Origin of the sequence: Pigmentibacter sp. JX0631 (assembly GCF_029873255.1) — a bacterium.
Classification (GTDB): Bacteria; Bdellovibrionota_B; Oligoflexia; order Silvanigrellales; family Silvanigrellaceae; genus Silvanigrella.
Map to the genome: position 1 here is coordinate 224,841 of NZ_CP123622.1, position 15,943 is coordinate 240,783.

Here is a 15,943-nt window from a genome sequence, read left to right on the forward strand (position 1 = left end):
ATGTCTTTAATTTATTGCAACTGAGGTCGTTTTGCATGCTCCAAGAATTTCTCTCTTTTTTTCAAATTTTTAACTTTGAGTTTGCCCAAATAGCATTCATTGCAATTATATTAATTACAATTATGTGTGGAACATTAAGCCCCGTTGTCGTCCTAAAGCAAAGAGCGTATTTAGGAGACACTCTTTCACACTTGGTTTTTCCAGGTGTTATAGTTGGCATTGTTGTTGCAAAACTTACACTTCTGCCTTTTTGGGGTTGTATTTTAATAGGATCTATTGCAACAGCATTAATAGGTACGTTTTTAGCCGAATGGATTTTAAAAACTTTGAAAATACCGCCTGACGCTTCAGCGGTAATATGTTTAACCTCATTTTTTGCTATGGGTATCATAGCTATTTCGAATGCAAAAGATACTAGAATAGATCCTGAAAGTATTTTATTTGGTGACGTTCTAACACTTTCTTGGCTTGATGTTTTAGTTCTAGCTATTACTTTAGTTTGTGTTTTAATTTCTATAATATTTTTAAGAAAACATTGGGATGCATGGTTATCAGATCCTGAGTTTGCTGAAATAGCTGGTTTTAAAGTAAAACTTCTGGAAAAATTATTTCCAGTTTTAATGACAGCTGCAATACTCTCTGGATTATTTGCAGTTGGTGGGTTGATGATCTCTTCCTTATTAACATTACCTACAATTATTTATCAACCTAGGAGTGTCTTTTCTCCAATTGTTGTTCTATTAAGCTTAATTGGAGGCATACTAGGCTTTTTATTGGCTTTTAGTTTTAATTGGCCTGTAGGTCCAAGCATTGTAATACTTGGATTTTTCTCAATTATCGTCAAAACGCTATCTGTACAGATACGGGAAAAATAAGGGAATCTTTTATGTCAGAGAATATCTTTGAATTAAAAAAAACCAAATTCTTAGAGCAGCGCGAAAAAGGAAACTTAGCTGATCACTATAACAAAACTCACTCTGTAGCAGAAGTATGCAAACTATCTGAGGGAACCCAAAATGTAAGCACCGCAGGACGCATTGTTGGAATGCGGACGATGGGTAAAATAATATTTGCGCATATCTATGATTTTTCAGGAAAAGTTCAAATCTGTGTGCGCAAAACAGAAGACAATCCGAATGTATTTGATGATTTCGCTGCAAATGTTTCCATTGGAGACTTTGTTGGTGTCGATGGTGAAATGTTTATCACAAAAACCGGAGAACTTACTTTAAGAGTTAGCCAATGGAAATTGCTTAATAAGTGTTTGAGAACTTTGCCAGAAAAATATCATGGAATTGAAGACATAGAAACACGTTATAGACAAAGATATCTCGATATTATTATGAATTCTGAATCACGTGATGTGTTCAAAAAACGTTTTGAAATTGTGAAAGCTTTGCGTAGATATTTAGAAGATAATGGTTATTTAGAAGTAGAAACTCCTATTCTGCAAACAACTCCATCTGGAGCCTTGGCTAGACCTTTCTATACTCACCATAACGCTTTAGATATAGAATGCGTAATGCGAATAGCATGCGAAACATATTTAAAACGTTGTATCGGTGCTGGTATGGACAAAGTGTTTGAGTTTGCAAGAAGCTTTCGCAACGAAGGTATTTCTGCAACACACCTCCAAGATTTTACCATGCTTGAATTTTACGCATCGTACTGGAATTCAGATAAAATGCGCAAATTTGTTGAAGGTATGATGCGTGACTTAATTCATAAAATTTTCGGATCAGTTAAAGTAACACTCGCTGGAAAAGAAATTGATTTTTCAGGTGACTGGCCTGTATATGAATATGCTGAACTTGTTTTTAAAGACTGTGGTATCGATATTAAAAAATATAATACCAAAGAAAGTTTAAAGAATGAAATTAAAGCGAAAAATATTCGTTTAGATGACGATATTGAAACTTTAGGTTGGGCTAATATGGTCGATTCCTTATACAAAAAAGTTTCAAGACCAAAATTAATCCAACCCTGCTTTTTAATAAAATACCCAGTTGAAATGGCTCCTCTAGCTAGAAGAAATGCTAAAGAACCTGAATATGTTGATTTCTTCCAATTTCTTGTAAATGGAGTTGAACTAGTAAAAGCATATTCAGAATTAGTTGATCCAATTGATCAGCGTGAACGTTTTGAAGAACAAATGCAAGCACGTGAACATGGTGACGACGAGGCTATGCCAATTGATGAAGAATTTTTAACCGCTATGGAACATGGATTTCCACCTATTGCTGGTGTAGGTATTGGTATAGATAGATTAACTATGATTTTATGTGGCTGTGACAATATTAAAGATACAATTCTTTTTCCATTGTTAAGACCTGAACACAAAGTAACAGAAGAAATTATAGAAAAAAATTAATCTTCTGTTCAATAACTTAATAAAAAATGCAAAGGATTAGCATGGAATTAAATACTCAACGCCTATTTATCATAGACGGCATGTCGTTACTTTTTAGATCTTTTTATGCTATGGGTTCACGACTAACGGCTCCTGATGGAACACCAATAGGCGCTGTGTATGGTTTTCTAAAAGTAATGCTAAAAATTTTTCGTGAACAAAACCCTACACATTTTGCAATTTGTTGGGATTTAAAAGAAAAAACATTTAGACATGAAGTTTTTCCTTTATATAAAGCAAATAGAGGTGAAACTCCTCCTGAAATTATTCCTCAAATCAAAATAATCCAAAAATTATTAAAAGATTTAGACATCCCTACATTTGCAATTCCAGGTTATGAAGCTGATGATCTAGCAGGAACTTTAGCAAAGTTTTTTGAACATTACGGTGCTGTATTTCTTGTTACTTCTGATAAAGATTACATGCAAGTTGTTAACGAAAATATTCAAATGTATTCCTTAAAAAAAGGTGATGAATACGATATTATTACCCCAGAAAAAGTTAATGACTATTTTGGAGTTCCTCCCGAAAAAGTGATTGAAGTTCTTGCGCTTACAGGAGATACTATTGATAATATCCCTGGAGCAAAAGGAATTGGTGATAAAACAGCTGCAAAACTCATTGCTGAATTTGGAACTGTTGAAAATTTATTAAAAAATATTGACACTATACAAAATAAACGGGCTAAAACTGCATTAGAAAACGGAAAAGATGCAGTTATTATGTCGAAATATCTTGTTACTATAAAAACAGATATTCCTCTTAATGTATCTGAATTATCATTACGCTATACTTTTACCGAACTTAAGAATCATAAAGAAACAAGACAATTGCTTGAATCGCTCAGGATGATTACTTTGCTAAAGTCTATTTATGGAGATAAACCACAATCAATAGATACTTCGAAAAGTAAAGAAAAAAAAGAAGAAATTAAATCTGAAATTAAAAAAGAAACAAGTCGGAAAAATATTTCTAAAAATATCGAAAGTATTCCGTGGGAAAAAGAAAATTATAAATTAATCCTTACCCACAAAGAGTTAGCTAATATCTTTGCTAAAATTTCAGATCCTACTACACTAGTGATCGCATTGGATACTGAAACAACTGGATTAGATATTATTGAAGATGTTCCAATTGGAGTATCAATTAGTTTCGAACCTGGTCAAGCTTATTATATTCCTGCACATGAAGAGCATTTGTCTGGCGGAACATTACTTACTGCAGAGAAAGATCTTCCTGAATATTCCAAAAAAGAAGTTTGGCAAGATTTAAACACGGCATTAAACAATAGAAAGGCATTGTTAGTAGCGCATAATTTAAAATTCGATATGCATATGCTGAAAAATGTGGGTGTTGAACTTGGAAATAATTTAACTTGCTGCACTATGGTTGCTGCTTGGTTAACTAATCCTGCCGAAGGTGGTTTTAGTTTAGATTTTTTAACACTCAAACATTATAATTATCAAAAAATACCGACATCTGCGTTAATTGGAAAAGAAACAGGCAGATCTTCAATGCTAGCTGTTCCTTTATCTGAATTGGCTACTTATGCTTGTGAAGATGTTGATGCTACTATCAGACTTTGGTATTATTATGATCAACGCTTCCAACAAAATATAGAGCTACAAAAACTTTATTATGATCTTGAAATGCCCATTTTATTATTACTTTGTGAAATGGAAAGAACTGGTGTGCATATCAATTCAGAATATTTGGGTGCATTAACCGCTGAAGTACAAACAACTTTGCTAAAACTAGAATCAGATATTTATAAAACTGTAGGTGAAACGTTTAAAATTTCCAGCCCAAAACAATTAGGTGATATTTTATTTGAAAAATTAAAAATTCACGAACAATTAGGCTATAAAGGAAAACTTGCACGCACAACACAAGGTTACAAAACAGATGCCACTGTCTTAGAACAGTTTGAAGATCATCCCGTTGTAGAAAAAGTTCAACAATATAGAGAGCTTTCTAAACTACTTTCCACTTATATTCTTGTTTTACCAAAATTGGTGAAATCTTCTACTGGTAGAGTTCATACTCATTTCAATCAAATTGGTACAGCTACTGGGCGTTTATCTAGTTCAGATCCTAATTTGCAAAATATTCCTGTAAAAACTGATTGGGGTAAAAAAGTCCGTGCAGCTTTTAATGCTTCAAAAGGAAATTATCATATTATTTCTGCGGATTATTCTCAAATTGAACTAAGAGTTCTAGCGCATATATCGCAAGATAAAAACATGCTCGCCGCTTTTAACTCAGGAGCGGACATCCATCGACAAACTGCAGCTCAAATTCTTGGAAAAGATCCCTCTGAAGTAACAGCTGCAGAACGGAATAGCGCAAAAGCAATTAATTTCGGTATCATTTATGGCATGGGACCTCAACGTTTGGCAAAACAACAAAAAATAACTTTAACCGAGGCAAAAAGTTTTATAGAAAAATATTTCACAAATTTTTCAGGCGTAAAAAAATATTTAGATGATCAAAGAGCTTCCGCTCATGCGCACGCCATGGTCAAAACCTATTTCGGGAGGGTCAGACCTATCCCTGCCATGCTTTCGAACAATCCAGTTGAAGCAAAATTAGCAGAAAATATGGCTATTAATTCTCCTATTCAAGGAACTGCTGCTGATATTATGAAACTAGGAATGCTAGCTGTGAGTAAAAATTTAAAATCAGCAAATTTAAAAACAAAAGTAGTCATTCAAGTACATGACGAACTTGTTTTGGATGGTCCAATTGAAGAATTTAAACAAGTCAATAAAATTGTAGAACAAGCAATGGAAAAGGCAGTAAACTTTTCAGTACCTATGCTAGTTGAAATTGGAGCAGGAAAAAACTGGTTGGAGGCAAAGTAAATGAGCAGAATGGGTTTTAAACCTTTTCAATATCTGTCATCAATTTTTAATTCTGGCTTACAACGAAAAGCAAAACGGGAAGCGTCTATAATTGGGCTTGAAGATCAGCAAATGTCTTTATTTGATCATATAAAAGATTTAAGACAACATGCCTTTCGAGCAGTATTGTGGCTTAGTTTATTTTCAACCATAGCTTTTATCTTTATGGAACCTTTGATTGCTTTTTTAAAAAAACCTTATGACGCTGTTCTTGTTTCTTTAAAAGATCATGGAATTACTCAAAATCTATCTTCCATAAGCATATTTGAAGTGATCACTGTAAATTTTAAAATTTGTTTCTTACTTGGATTTGTTTTTAGTTTGCCTTTTATGCTGTTCGAAATTTGGAAATTTATTTCTCCTGCCCTATACTCACAAGAAAAGAAAATTGCAAGACTTTCAGTATTAGCAAGTATTCTTTTGTTTTATTTAGGAATTTCATTTGGTTTTTTTCTTATCATTCCCTATTTTTTTTCCAACGCATTAGGGTGGGCTAGTCAGTACGCTCAAGTCATGATCACTTACGAAAATTATTTTAATACTTTAATTACAATGTTATTGATTTTTGGTGCTGTGTTTGAAGTTCCTGTCATTTTATCTTTGCTAGGACTTGCTGGAATTTTACCTGCAAAAGTACTTATGCAAAACAGAAGAATTGCTTTTTTAACTTGCTTCATTATTGGGGCAATTTTATCTCCTCCCGATGTCATTAGCCTTTGTCTTGTTTCAATTCCAATGTATTTAATGGTTGAAATTTCAATTTTCATTATTAAAAAAATTGAAATAAATAGAGATAAAAATTATTTATCGTGAACATTATAGAGTAAAAAAAGAACCTGTTATTTAGTAGTAAGATTAAAAAAATAAGAATCATTTATTTTACTATTGACTCCTATTTTTTTTTTTTATAATAAGTCATGTATAGTTTCTCATTTTTTTTCTGCTTTAATTTCATTAAGAAGACTGATGTTGTCAAAGTAGAATTCAAAATTCGATAAGTCGTAGGTTGACAAATAAAACCTGCTAATTTATCTTCGAAAAGTTGTCATATTAGGATATGTTTTATTTATATTACACTCAGATAAGCTTGTTTCTATTAAAGGAGTAATTTGTGAAAAGATCTGTTATTCATTGTATGGCTATCTCCGCTCTTGCCGTTGCAGGAAATTCCGCTTTTGCTGAAGAAAATAAATCTACTGAAAATAAAGAAATTAAAGTAGCAGACGCATCTAACACTACAGGTGGTACTTTATTCTCCCAAGAACAAATTGATTTTCTTAAAAAAGAAATGCAAAAAAAAGATGTCACTGAAAATAAAATTACGTTCGCAGGTTTAGTACAATTAAATGCAAACTTTAATGATTCTCAACGTTCTAGCGCACCAGACTTTTCTGCTTCAAAAGTGCGTCTTGGTGTAAACGTTTCAGGCGGTATAGCTTCTGGTCAAGTAGAAGTTCAACTTGCCGGTAACAAGTCATCAACTCAAACCGTTTCAAGCACTACTTCCGGTGGTCAAACTACACAAGTAACTTCTGGTGATAATGGTAACGGAGAAGTTACAATTCGCCGTGCTCAATTAAATTTGGATGTACTAACACTAAAAGCTGATCAAAACGTATTCACAACAACAATATCACTGGGAGGTATTCGTATTGGTGGTGGTGACACAACCGCAGCACCTGATACGACGTGGACACCAACGGGTTACGGCCGTCAAGACGGTGCATACTTAAAACAAGCAATGGTATTTGGTAAGTCAGCAAATGTAGAACTCGGAGTGGGTGGATTCAACAATATCATAGCTGTTACAAATAACCCTTATCCTGCTACTAATAATCAAAGTGGTGGATATACCGGGTGGGGGGACGCTACTACTACTACTAAGCAAGCAAATTGGGGTAGCAACTCCTTTAGCCAGTCCATGGGAATCGCTGGTCATTTAGCTGCAACTGTAAACTTTGAGGAAGACCACTTCATAAAAGCAAAGGCTTATATTGGTAGCCAAGGTAACGCTCCAACAGATCAAGACTCTAACGGAACATTGACAAAAGCTAGAGATGTTACTCATATAGAAGCTTCTTTGCTTTATAATAACGGTGCTTTATTAGGAACTAAAGGCGTTATTTCCGGCAATGGTGTTTCAGCTTGGTATGAAAATGAAAATATTGGTCGCACAAAAACTGCTGCTAAAAGCGGTAGTGACTTTAATTATACCAATACAGCAACTGATGATTCTCAAAATGCCACTTTAGCAGGTTTAGGTATTGCGGCGGACTCTTCCAATTACTTAACTGGCATGCTGCAAAAAGGTGACTTCATCACCTATGCTGTCAGTTATGCGATGGCTAACATAACTTTCGGAAGCAAAGCAACTTCTCAAGACTACAATGCTTCTCAATTTGCAGCATCTGTTGGATATGGGGTAAATACTTTTGAAACGGCAGTTAACTTTGAGTTCAACAGTGCTGATACAAATATTTATGCAGATACTAATGGCGTAGTAAACAAAAAAAGCTCAACTAAGACTTACTTAACTATGGCTTATGCGTTTTAATTAATTCTTCCTAGTCCTTAAATCAAAAGAGAGTATAATTGTTACGGTAATTATACTCTCTTTTTTTATTTGTTTTTTTAAATATTAATCATCCACCCAAACAATAGGCAAAAGCATCGTGCAGTTGTGAATGAATAAATTCATATCCATTTTTGAGCGCTTTAGTTGGTTTAGCATGTTGTCCTGATAAAAGAAGTTCTCTCCCCATTTCGCCAAATAAAGACTCAACAAAAAGTTCTGGTATTCGTAATGAACTAGGTCTGTCCAGCGACTGAGCTAATAATTCAGAAAATTGTGCATTTGTAACTGCATGTGGAGAAACAGAATTTACCGCTCCTGTTACTTTATCATTTGTTATTGAAAATAAGATAAGTCCAAGCACATCAATAATAGAAATCCAAGACACCATTTGCCGCCCCGATCCAAAAGGCCCTCCCAAACACAATCGATACGGGGTATACATTTTCTTTAATACACCCCCTGATAAAGATAAAATAGTTCCAAAACGTAAATGGACGACTCTTATTCCCGATTCGTTTGCAGTTTTAGCTGCCTGTTCCCAATCTCTTGCTAAATTTGCTAAAAATCCTTCACCAAGCTTTGAATCCTCATGTAAAATATCATCATAATCTCGGCTTCCAAATATCCCTATACCAGAAGCAGAAATAAAAGTTTTGGGTTTATTCTTTAATTGTTTACTTAACGCTTGACATAATGCTGTTGTAAAATGAATTCTACTATTGATTAATTGTTGTTTGCGCTGCTCACTCCATTTTTGTGATGCAATATTTTCTCCCGCTAAATGCACAACTGCATCAAGGTTTTCAAGATTTTCAGGATTTATAAATTCTCCTTTTTCACTATTCCAAATGGCAAAATTATGCTTTTCAGCTTCATTAATTTCCATATTTCTTCGGACTAGTTTTATTACCTGATGTCCACCGGAAGTTAAGAATGGAATTAAACTACTTCCTACTAATCCTGAAGATCCAGTAACTAAAATTTTAAGTTTTTTTTGAGAATATTTAGCATGCAAATACAAATCATATTTTAACGTTCTATGTCGATAACTAAACAACTTATTCAATCTATCTTCAACAAATGTATGTCCAAGAAAATTAGAAATCATACCAATCGGTAAACTAAACTCAATTTGATCGGTTAATTTACATTTTTTATCTTCTATTTTATCAAACTTATGCAGATGTTTATAAAACGCAAAAGGGCCTTTTAATTGGATATCTTCAAATTGTTTATTTTGTAAATAATTTTGATGCAATGCTTGAAATGTGATGGGTAAAATTCCAATTTTGGTTTTTACTGTTATTGAATCACCATTTTTTATTGTTCCCTTCTTATCAAGCAATTCTGTAGGCATCCATGGAGGTAACAGCCGAAAAAAGGCTCCTTCTCTTTCGTGCCATTGAAAGGCTTCTTCACAGGATACTGGGATAGTAGAACTTCGAGAAAAAAAATGATGTTGCATAAAAAACTCCTGATAAATTCTCAGTAAATTGAGCTTATCAGGAAAAAGTAAAATAAAAAAGTTAAAGAAAAATAAGCTTTAACTTTCTTGCAAATGAAAAGTACTTTAACTCTTAATTATTTTTGCATACCAAGTTTTTCATGCAATTCACCAGACTGATACATTTCAACAAAAATATCGCAACCTCCAATGAACTCACCTTTGATAAAAATTTGTGGAGACGTAGGCCAGTTGTTCATTTCTTTTAAGGTTTGCCATAAAGCAGGATCACTATCCATATCATTTGCATGATACGGTTTTCCTAATTGAGCTAATGTCCTAATTACTTTTGCTGAAAATCCACAGCGCGGAGCATCGGGAGTTCCACGCATGTACACCATAATTTCATTTTCTTTGATGTCTTTTTCAATTTTTTCTTTCCAATCCATACTAAAAACTCCTTAACTCAGATGTCTAAATATTTTTATTTTTTTCATTTTCCCATTGTGTTTGGGTAAAAGCTTTAATGGTAAGAGCATGCACTTCGCCTGTTTCCATTTCCTCTTTGAAGAGATCCATTATCATGCGATGCCGCTTTAACGATGACAAACCTTCAAAAGAATTAGAAACAACAACCACTGAGTAGTGATCTGTTCCACCTGAAAATTCATTTACAGAGCAAAGGGTATTTGGGATACCATTTTCAATTCTTTGCTTAACTTCATGACTTAACACTCTTATACCTCTAATTAAACAGATTAATAACTGCTACGGATGTGAAGCCACCAATCGAAGAGTTTGGGGCAAAGCTCGACATCCAGATACTAAAAAAGAACTCAAGTAGTTTTGAGCAACTAATTCGGGATTAACAAGTTGCCCATCATTTACACAACGCCAAAATATGCCATTTTGCTCATTTTGTTTCAATTCAAAATCGTATGCCAAATAATTTCTTTGACTATCTACATGAACTTGAACTGTACGGACTTGAATAACCTTCCCATTTTGGGAAATAATCATTTTATCGCCAGCTTTTAAAATAATGAGTCCTGTTCTTGGCATTGATAAAGGAAGCACTTGAACTGTTTCATTAGGTTTTATTTCAGATATTATTGAATTTAAATGTGAGGCATAATCAATCATTTTAGAACACAGTTCTTCCAAAAAAACATTTACCGCAAACCGAACAAGCTGTTGGTTCACAGAAGGTGCTAATGTTTTTCCTAGATTTACCCTTGCAAGGTTTTCTATCCAGATTTGTTCGGACTGCTTCATGTTGCATTACCTCAAGTAATCCTAGTTTTTTTATAATTTAAGATTACCTTACACATTTTTAGTTACCACTCTCCTTAATAATAGCGGAACACTTTCTAAAATTGTCATTAAGAGATATCTCTGTCAATTAATTTTAACTCATTTAAAACTTTTTTTGCTGATTTTTCCCAAGGGATAAAAAAAATAGATGCTGGTAAGTTATCAACTATTGCAATTCCAAAGTATGACATTAAAATTTTTATAGTAGTATTAATCACTTGACCTGACTTAGCTGAAAAAATAAGATCACATTCAGATATTTTTTTTTCTCCGATTATATCATTTAAAAATTTTACACATAAATTATAGTCAATTTCTTTTGTATCATAAACAGGTACACTATACAGCTTTAAATTTACATATTTTTCATTCTCAAATATAATTTGTGTTGTTTTTCCTGATAATCCAGTAAAGATATAAATGTTTCTATTTTCAATAATAATTTTATTTAAATCTTGAATTAAAGACTTTAAACCTAATTCATTTTTGGGATAGATGATATTATCTGTTAGCTTACAAAGCGTTGAAGGAAATACTTCTTTCACATAATTTGCAGTTTGTTCTCCAACTGTTCCTATACAAAAACACTTCGAAAAGAAATTAGTTATCTCAATGTTACTTTTAAATTTAAGAAGAAAAAAATCCACCGCATGTTTACTTGTAAAACAAATACCAAAAGATTCCAAACACTTAAAACCAAAATTAAATTCTAGTGGAATTAAATCTAATACAGGAAAAAAAAATGCGTCTTTTTTTGTAGACTTGTCTCCAAAAATTCCAGCCTCAATATAGATTTTTTCCCGAATTTTTTGCATAAAAGCACTATCTCGCTAGTTTTCTGAAAAATCAGCAACTGCTGAAAAGTCATTGTGTAATAAAAACTGCTTCACTTCATTAGCAATGAAAGATTGACATAATTTTTCAAAAAATTTAGAAAATTGAGCATCAGATTCTTTTAACAATGTTTCTAAAATTGAAGGAAATAAAGGAGGAATCAACATAACCGCCTCACGTATATTTCCATTTCTTTCACAGATTACGTATAATTTATCTTTCTCGCAACATACACCAACAGCTGAGTGACAATCTCCACCTAATAAAAATAAGGTTAACCTTTCAAGAGCAGCTTGCATAACTGTACTAGAGTGAGATATCTTTAAAACATTCGTGAATAAAAGTTTATTTTCCTCATCTTTTAATTCTACTGCCACAACCCCTTGTGCTGGAGCTGGGATAAATAAAGAAATGGGAAGTAAAAACATTTTCTTTTTGTCAAATAAATTTAATCGCTGTAAACCAGCTTCGGCTAAAATGATCGCTGAAAATTCATTATTGTTTAGTTTCGTTAGACGAGTATCTACATTACCTCTTAAAACCTGAAGATTTAAATTTGGTGACAAATGTTTTTTTAAGAGCATTTGTCTTCTAGAACTTGTTGTGCCAATAGGTAACTTAAAAAACGAATTACATTGGAATAATATACTTTTGAGTTTATTAAAATCAGACTCATTTTCTAAAGAAAAAGATGGATCAATTTTTTCCATTTCCGATAAAATAATAGGCGATAAAAGTAAAACATCATGTTTCCCAGCTCTTGGTAATAAAGATACAACTGAAAGACCTTTTGTTTGGGTAACAGGAAGATCTTTCATACTATGCACAGCTAAATGTGCATTATTAGTTAAAATTGCTTCTTGAATTTCTTTAATAAATAATCCTTTTCCCGTTGCTAAATGTGGATTATTACTTTTTTCTAACTGAATATTTGATAACTGAGTTTTTTGTAATTTATCACCTGTCGTAGTTAAGGGTAACAATTCTACCGTAACACCTAAATTGGTCAATAAATTCTGCACAGTTTCAGCTTGCCACAAAGCTAATGGACTTTTTCTTGTTGCGATTTTAAATTCCTGTTGCATGAAAACAATCTTTCTGACTTTAGTAATTTATTTTTCTTGATATTTATTTTTAACAGGAAATTTTAAAATATTTTCTTCTTTAATAAAATTACCTGGTAGTAATGGTTGTTCAGATAGTTTAAAAAGAAAATTTAGTAAATCACCTACAGTTTCAATTTCTGAATCTATCTTTATATTATTCTTAGCTAATAATGCTGGAATTGAAACCATTTTCTTCGCTATTGCATCAGAAATTATTTTTGGAGTTACTTTTTTACCGTTATTCAGCTCTTTAAAGTATCTATTCACTTCATAATCAACTACATTTTTTACCCAAATATGAAATTTTCCAACATTTGCTAAATTTTGTTTTTGAATTTCTGTGAAGATATAATCTTGAACTTCATTTTCTATTATTTTTTCAGCATGACTAGCAGCTAATAATCTAGATTCTCTATTTTTTTCCATCACGGAATCGAGATCATCAACATTAAATAAAAATAGATTTTCTATTTCTGAAATAGATGGATCAATTTTTCTTGGTACACTGATATCGACCATTACAGATAATTTTCCATATCTCTTTTTTGAGTATTTTTTTAGATGTTTCTTTTCTAACAGAAACTGACTTCCACCTGCAGCTGCAATACAAATATCATATTCATCAATTTTTTCTAGCGCACTTTCAAGTTCCAAAGGCCATGCCTGTCCTAAATCCAATGCTAATTTTTCAGCATGAACAAAAGTTCTATTTGCAATAAAAACATATTTAGCTTTGGAAAAAAGTAAATGCTGGGCAGTGATTCGAGCCATTTCTCCTGCACCAATGATTAGTATTTTTTTATCGATAATATTATCGAAAACTCTAGCAATGATATCAATTGCTGCGTGACCTATTGAAATTCCATTACGACCTATCTCAGTTTCTGTTCTCACTTTTTTGGCAACTCGAAAACATCGATTGAAGATGGGCCCTGCTAAATTATTTGCAAATCCTAATTCAACTGCTAATAAATATGCTTCTTTCACTTGACCTAAAATTTGTGGTTCACCGACAACTAATGAATTTAAACTTGCTGTAACTTTAAATAAGTGGCGCAAAGCATCTAAATCATAAAAAAACTGTAAATAATTTGCTAAATAATTCGAAGATAAATTTTTAAAAAACTCTTTTTTTTCTATTAAATAATCAGAATAAAGCTTTAAATAAACTTGGCTAATTTGTTGAACAGAGACACTTCCAAAAAAACAGACATCATATCGATTGCATGTACTGATTATGACAAATTCAATTTGCTCAAAAGGAAATAATTCTTTCCAAACATCGTTCATTTTTTGTGAAGTTCCTATTGTTGCCCATGCTTCTCTTAATTCGACTGGACAAGATTTATAGTGAACTGCGCAATAGGTAAAAAAATGTGAATTTACCATTTCATTCCTCTTTTAATTGCCTTGTATAGAAGCTATATTCTGGCATTCAAATGCTAATGGTGTTGCAAAAAATAATTGTCTTTTTTCAAATGGGATTTTTCGTCCCAGCATAATCATTAATTTCACACTAGCGGCTTCAAATGTCATATCTAAAGCAGATATCCCTCCCAAAGCAGCAAATCGTCTTCCATTTTCATATAACTGCAAATCTACACTTCCCGATTCACACTGAGTAGAAATTACAATTGGTATTTGTCTATCTAATGCTCTTTCAAATAATTCTAACCAAATTTTACCTGCAATGGGAAGATTTCCAGCCCCAAATCCTTGAATAATTATTCCTTCCGTGGAAGATAAAAGTCCTTCAATAAAAGTAATTGATGGCAGTGCACCAGGGACACACATTAATGAAGTAATATTTCCATTTATTTCTGAATTTATACTTGGAGCATGGCGTTTTGCCTCTGGTAAAATTGAGTTTATAACTTTTTTACTTAACTTTATATTTACCCCAAAACTGCCAATTATGGGAGAATTATAGCTTTTATAAGCATATAAATGTTCATTACTATATTTAGTTGCACGTGTCGCACGATGCACTTTACTATCAAAACAGATCATTACTTCTGGAATTCCATGAGTCGCCAATTCAACAGCATCGATCATGTTCATCCTTGCATCGCTACGTAATGCAGTGAGAGGGCGTTGCGCTCCTGTAAACACAACTGGTTTTGTTAATCCACCAAGAAAAAAAGCTAGTGCAGATGCAGTCCAGGCCATTGTATCCGTTCCATGCACAACGACAAATCCATCACATTGAGACCAACATTCATAAATTGTTTTTGCTAATAGTTTCCAAATATCAATTGTCACATCTGATGAATCAATATTACAAATAACCTTTAAATCGATATCAGCTAAAGATGCTAATTCGGGAATTTGTTGTAACAAATTTTCTCGAAGATTTGACGAATGTTGTTTTGCAGCGGTTTGGCCACTTCCTAAAACCATTGCAAACGTCCCACCAGTATGGAGGATTAAAACTTTTTTTCTCATAAATAACTACTAACTTTCTTAATTCAAAAGTACTGCCAAATTGTACCAAATAATCCCAAAATAAGCAGGATCATGCCAAAAATTGCCAGTTTAGCACCTTTTCTCCCACGCCATCCCCAACGACTGCGTCCAAAGATGGTCATGACATACCATCCCCAAACTAAAAAAGCCCATAAAATTTTGATTAAACCAACTTGAACAGATTCTTTACCGATGAAAATCAAGGCCAGACCTGAGAATAAACTTACAGTTATGAAAGTAAGACCAATCAGAGAAGACCGTTCCATCAATTTTTCTAAACCAGAAAGACTTGCGGCAGAAGGATTTTTATCTATTTTTCGTTGTTTAAGTTTTCGATATTCCCTTAAATATAATAAAGAAGCACAAAATGCAGCCACAAAAATAGCTTCTCCTAGCGATGCTGTTCCTATATGAAAATATACCAACCAATCAGTAGATTCCGCTCTATACAAGGGTTTTGGATCTAAAAATGGGGTTAGTGTTGTCATAAGAAAAATTAATGCACCAACTAAAAAAGAAAATGCTGGGAGTCCTTCTTTTCCTCTATCAACTATAATTACAGCAATAGAAAGGACTAAACAAATTGAAGTATAAACTTGAGTGGTGATTGTATTTATTGGTAATATAAATTCTAAGGTTGAATATATTACTGTAAATACGCTGCCTAAAATAAAAAAAATACGCGCCACATAATGAAATTTTTCATAATGTTTTTTCTGACGCGCTTTTAAACTGAGTGTATAACCAAAGCCTAATAATGCTAAACCAAATAACACACTCATTGAGATGCGAGAAATAGCCTCTAATAGAAATATGTTATTCATTAAGTTGTCTTGAAATATCAGACGTTGCATATTATTAATGATATCCTTTTAAGTAGTTTGGACTTTT

Annotated in this window: 14 protein-coding genes; 5 read left to right on the forward strand and 9 right to left on the reverse strand. The window is 32.8% G+C overall.

The window, feature by feature from the left end; genetic code table 11:
• The first annotated feature begins 35 nt into the window (after positions 1 to 35).
• The 5 genes from QEJ31_RS00925 (at position 36) to QEJ31_RS00945 (ending at position 7,867) form a co-directional block, all read left to right on the forward strand.
• On the forward strand, positions 36 to 875 hold the full coding sequence (locus tag QEJ31_RS00925; protein ID WP_280591907.1) for a metal ABC transporter permease: 840 nt from the start codon (positions 36 to 38) through the stop codon (positions 873 to 875).
• Between the two features lie 11 nt (positions 876 to 886).
• Positions 887 to 2,371, forward strand: coding sequence for a lysine--tRNA ligase (gene lysS / locus QEJ31_RS00930; protein ID WP_280591908.1), 1,485 nt, complete (start codon positions 887 to 889; stop codon positions 2,369 to 2,371).
• Positions 2,372 to 2,412: 41 nt separating this feature from the next.
• On the forward strand, positions 2,413 to 5,274 hold the full coding sequence (polA, locus tag QEJ31_RS00935; RefSeq protein WP_280591909.1) for a DNA polymerase I: 2,862 nt from the start codon (positions 2,413 to 2,415) through the stop codon (positions 5,272 to 5,274).
• The gene (tatC, locus tag QEJ31_RS00940; protein WP_280591910.1) at positions 5,275 to 6,126 is read left to right on the forward strand and encodes a twin-arginine translocase subunit TatC; all 852 of its coding nucleotides are present in this window, start codon (positions 5,275 to 5,277) and stop codon (positions 6,124 to 6,126) included.
• A gap of 322 nt (positions 6,127 to 6,448) precedes the next feature.
• Positions 6,449 to 7,867, forward strand: a complete 1,419-nt coding sequence (locus QEJ31_RS00945; RefSeq protein WP_280591911.1) for a hypothetical protein — start codon at positions 6,449 to 6,451, stop codon at positions 7,865 to 7,867.
• An 88-nt stretch (positions 7,868 to 7,955) separates the two neighbouring features.
• Here QEJ31_RS00945 and QEJ31_RS00950 read toward each other — a convergent pair whose 3' ends face one another.
• From QEJ31_RS00950 to ccsA, 9 genes are all read right to left on the reverse strand, one after another.
• Complete coding sequence (locus QEJ31_RS00950; protein ID WP_280591912.1) at positions 7,956 to 9,353, reverse strand: TIGR01777 family oxidoreductase; 1,398 nt, start codon at positions 9,351 to 9,353, stop codon at positions 7,956 to 7,958.
• Positions 9,354 to 9,469: 116 nt separating this feature from the next.
• Positions 9,470 to 9,781: a Grx4 family monothiol glutaredoxin gene (gene grxD / locus QEJ31_RS00955; RefSeq protein WP_280591913.1), complete on the reverse strand. Its 312-nt coding sequence runs from the start codon at positions 9,779 to 9,781 to the stop codon at positions 9,470 to 9,472.
• Between the two features lie 25 nt (positions 9,782 to 9,806).
• Entirely contained in the window at positions 9,807 to 10,067 is a 261-nt protein-coding gene (locus tag QEJ31_RS00960) for a BolA family protein (RefSeq protein ID WP_280591914.1), read from the reverse strand.
• Positions 10,068 to 10,100: 33 nt separating this feature from the next.
• A complete protein-coding gene (locus QEJ31_RS00965; RefSeq protein ID WP_280591915.1) occupies positions 10,101 to 10,607 on the reverse strand; it encodes a hypothetical protein in 507 nt (168 codons plus the stop codon).
• Between the two features lie 107 nt (positions 10,608 to 10,714).
• Entirely contained in the window at positions 10,715 to 11,461 is a 747-nt protein-coding gene (locus QEJ31_RS00970; RefSeq protein ID WP_280591916.1) for a uroporphyrinogen-III synthase, read from the reverse strand.
• Positions 11,462 to 11,476: 15 nt separating this feature from the next.
• Positions 11,477 to 12,565: a hypothetical protein gene (locus tag QEJ31_RS00975; protein WP_280591917.1), complete on the reverse strand. Its 1,089-nt coding sequence runs from the start codon at positions 12,563 to 12,565 to the stop codon at positions 11,477 to 11,479.
• Positions 12,566 to 12,592: 27 nt separating this feature from the next.
• The gene (gene hemA, locus QEJ31_RS00980; protein ID WP_280591918.1) at positions 12,593 to 13,975 is read right to left on the reverse strand and encodes a glutamyl-tRNA reductase; all 1,383 of its coding nucleotides are present in this window, start codon (positions 13,973 to 13,975) and stop codon (positions 12,593 to 12,595) included.
• A gap of 12 nt (positions 13,976 to 13,987) precedes the next feature.
• The gene (locus QEJ31_RS00985; RefSeq protein WP_280591919.1) at positions 13,988 to 15,031 is read right to left on the reverse strand and encodes an asparaginase; all 1,044 of its coding nucleotides are present in this window, start codon (positions 15,029 to 15,031) and stop codon (positions 13,988 to 13,990) included.
• 23 nt (positions 15,032 to 15,054) lie between these two features.
• On the reverse strand, positions 15,055 to 15,906 hold the full coding sequence (gene ccsA / locus QEJ31_RS00990) for a cytochrome c biogenesis protein CcsA (RefSeq protein ID WP_280591920.1): 852 nt from the start codon (positions 15,904 to 15,906) through the stop codon (positions 15,055 to 15,057).
• Positions 15,907 to 15,943: the final 37 nt, after the last annotated feature.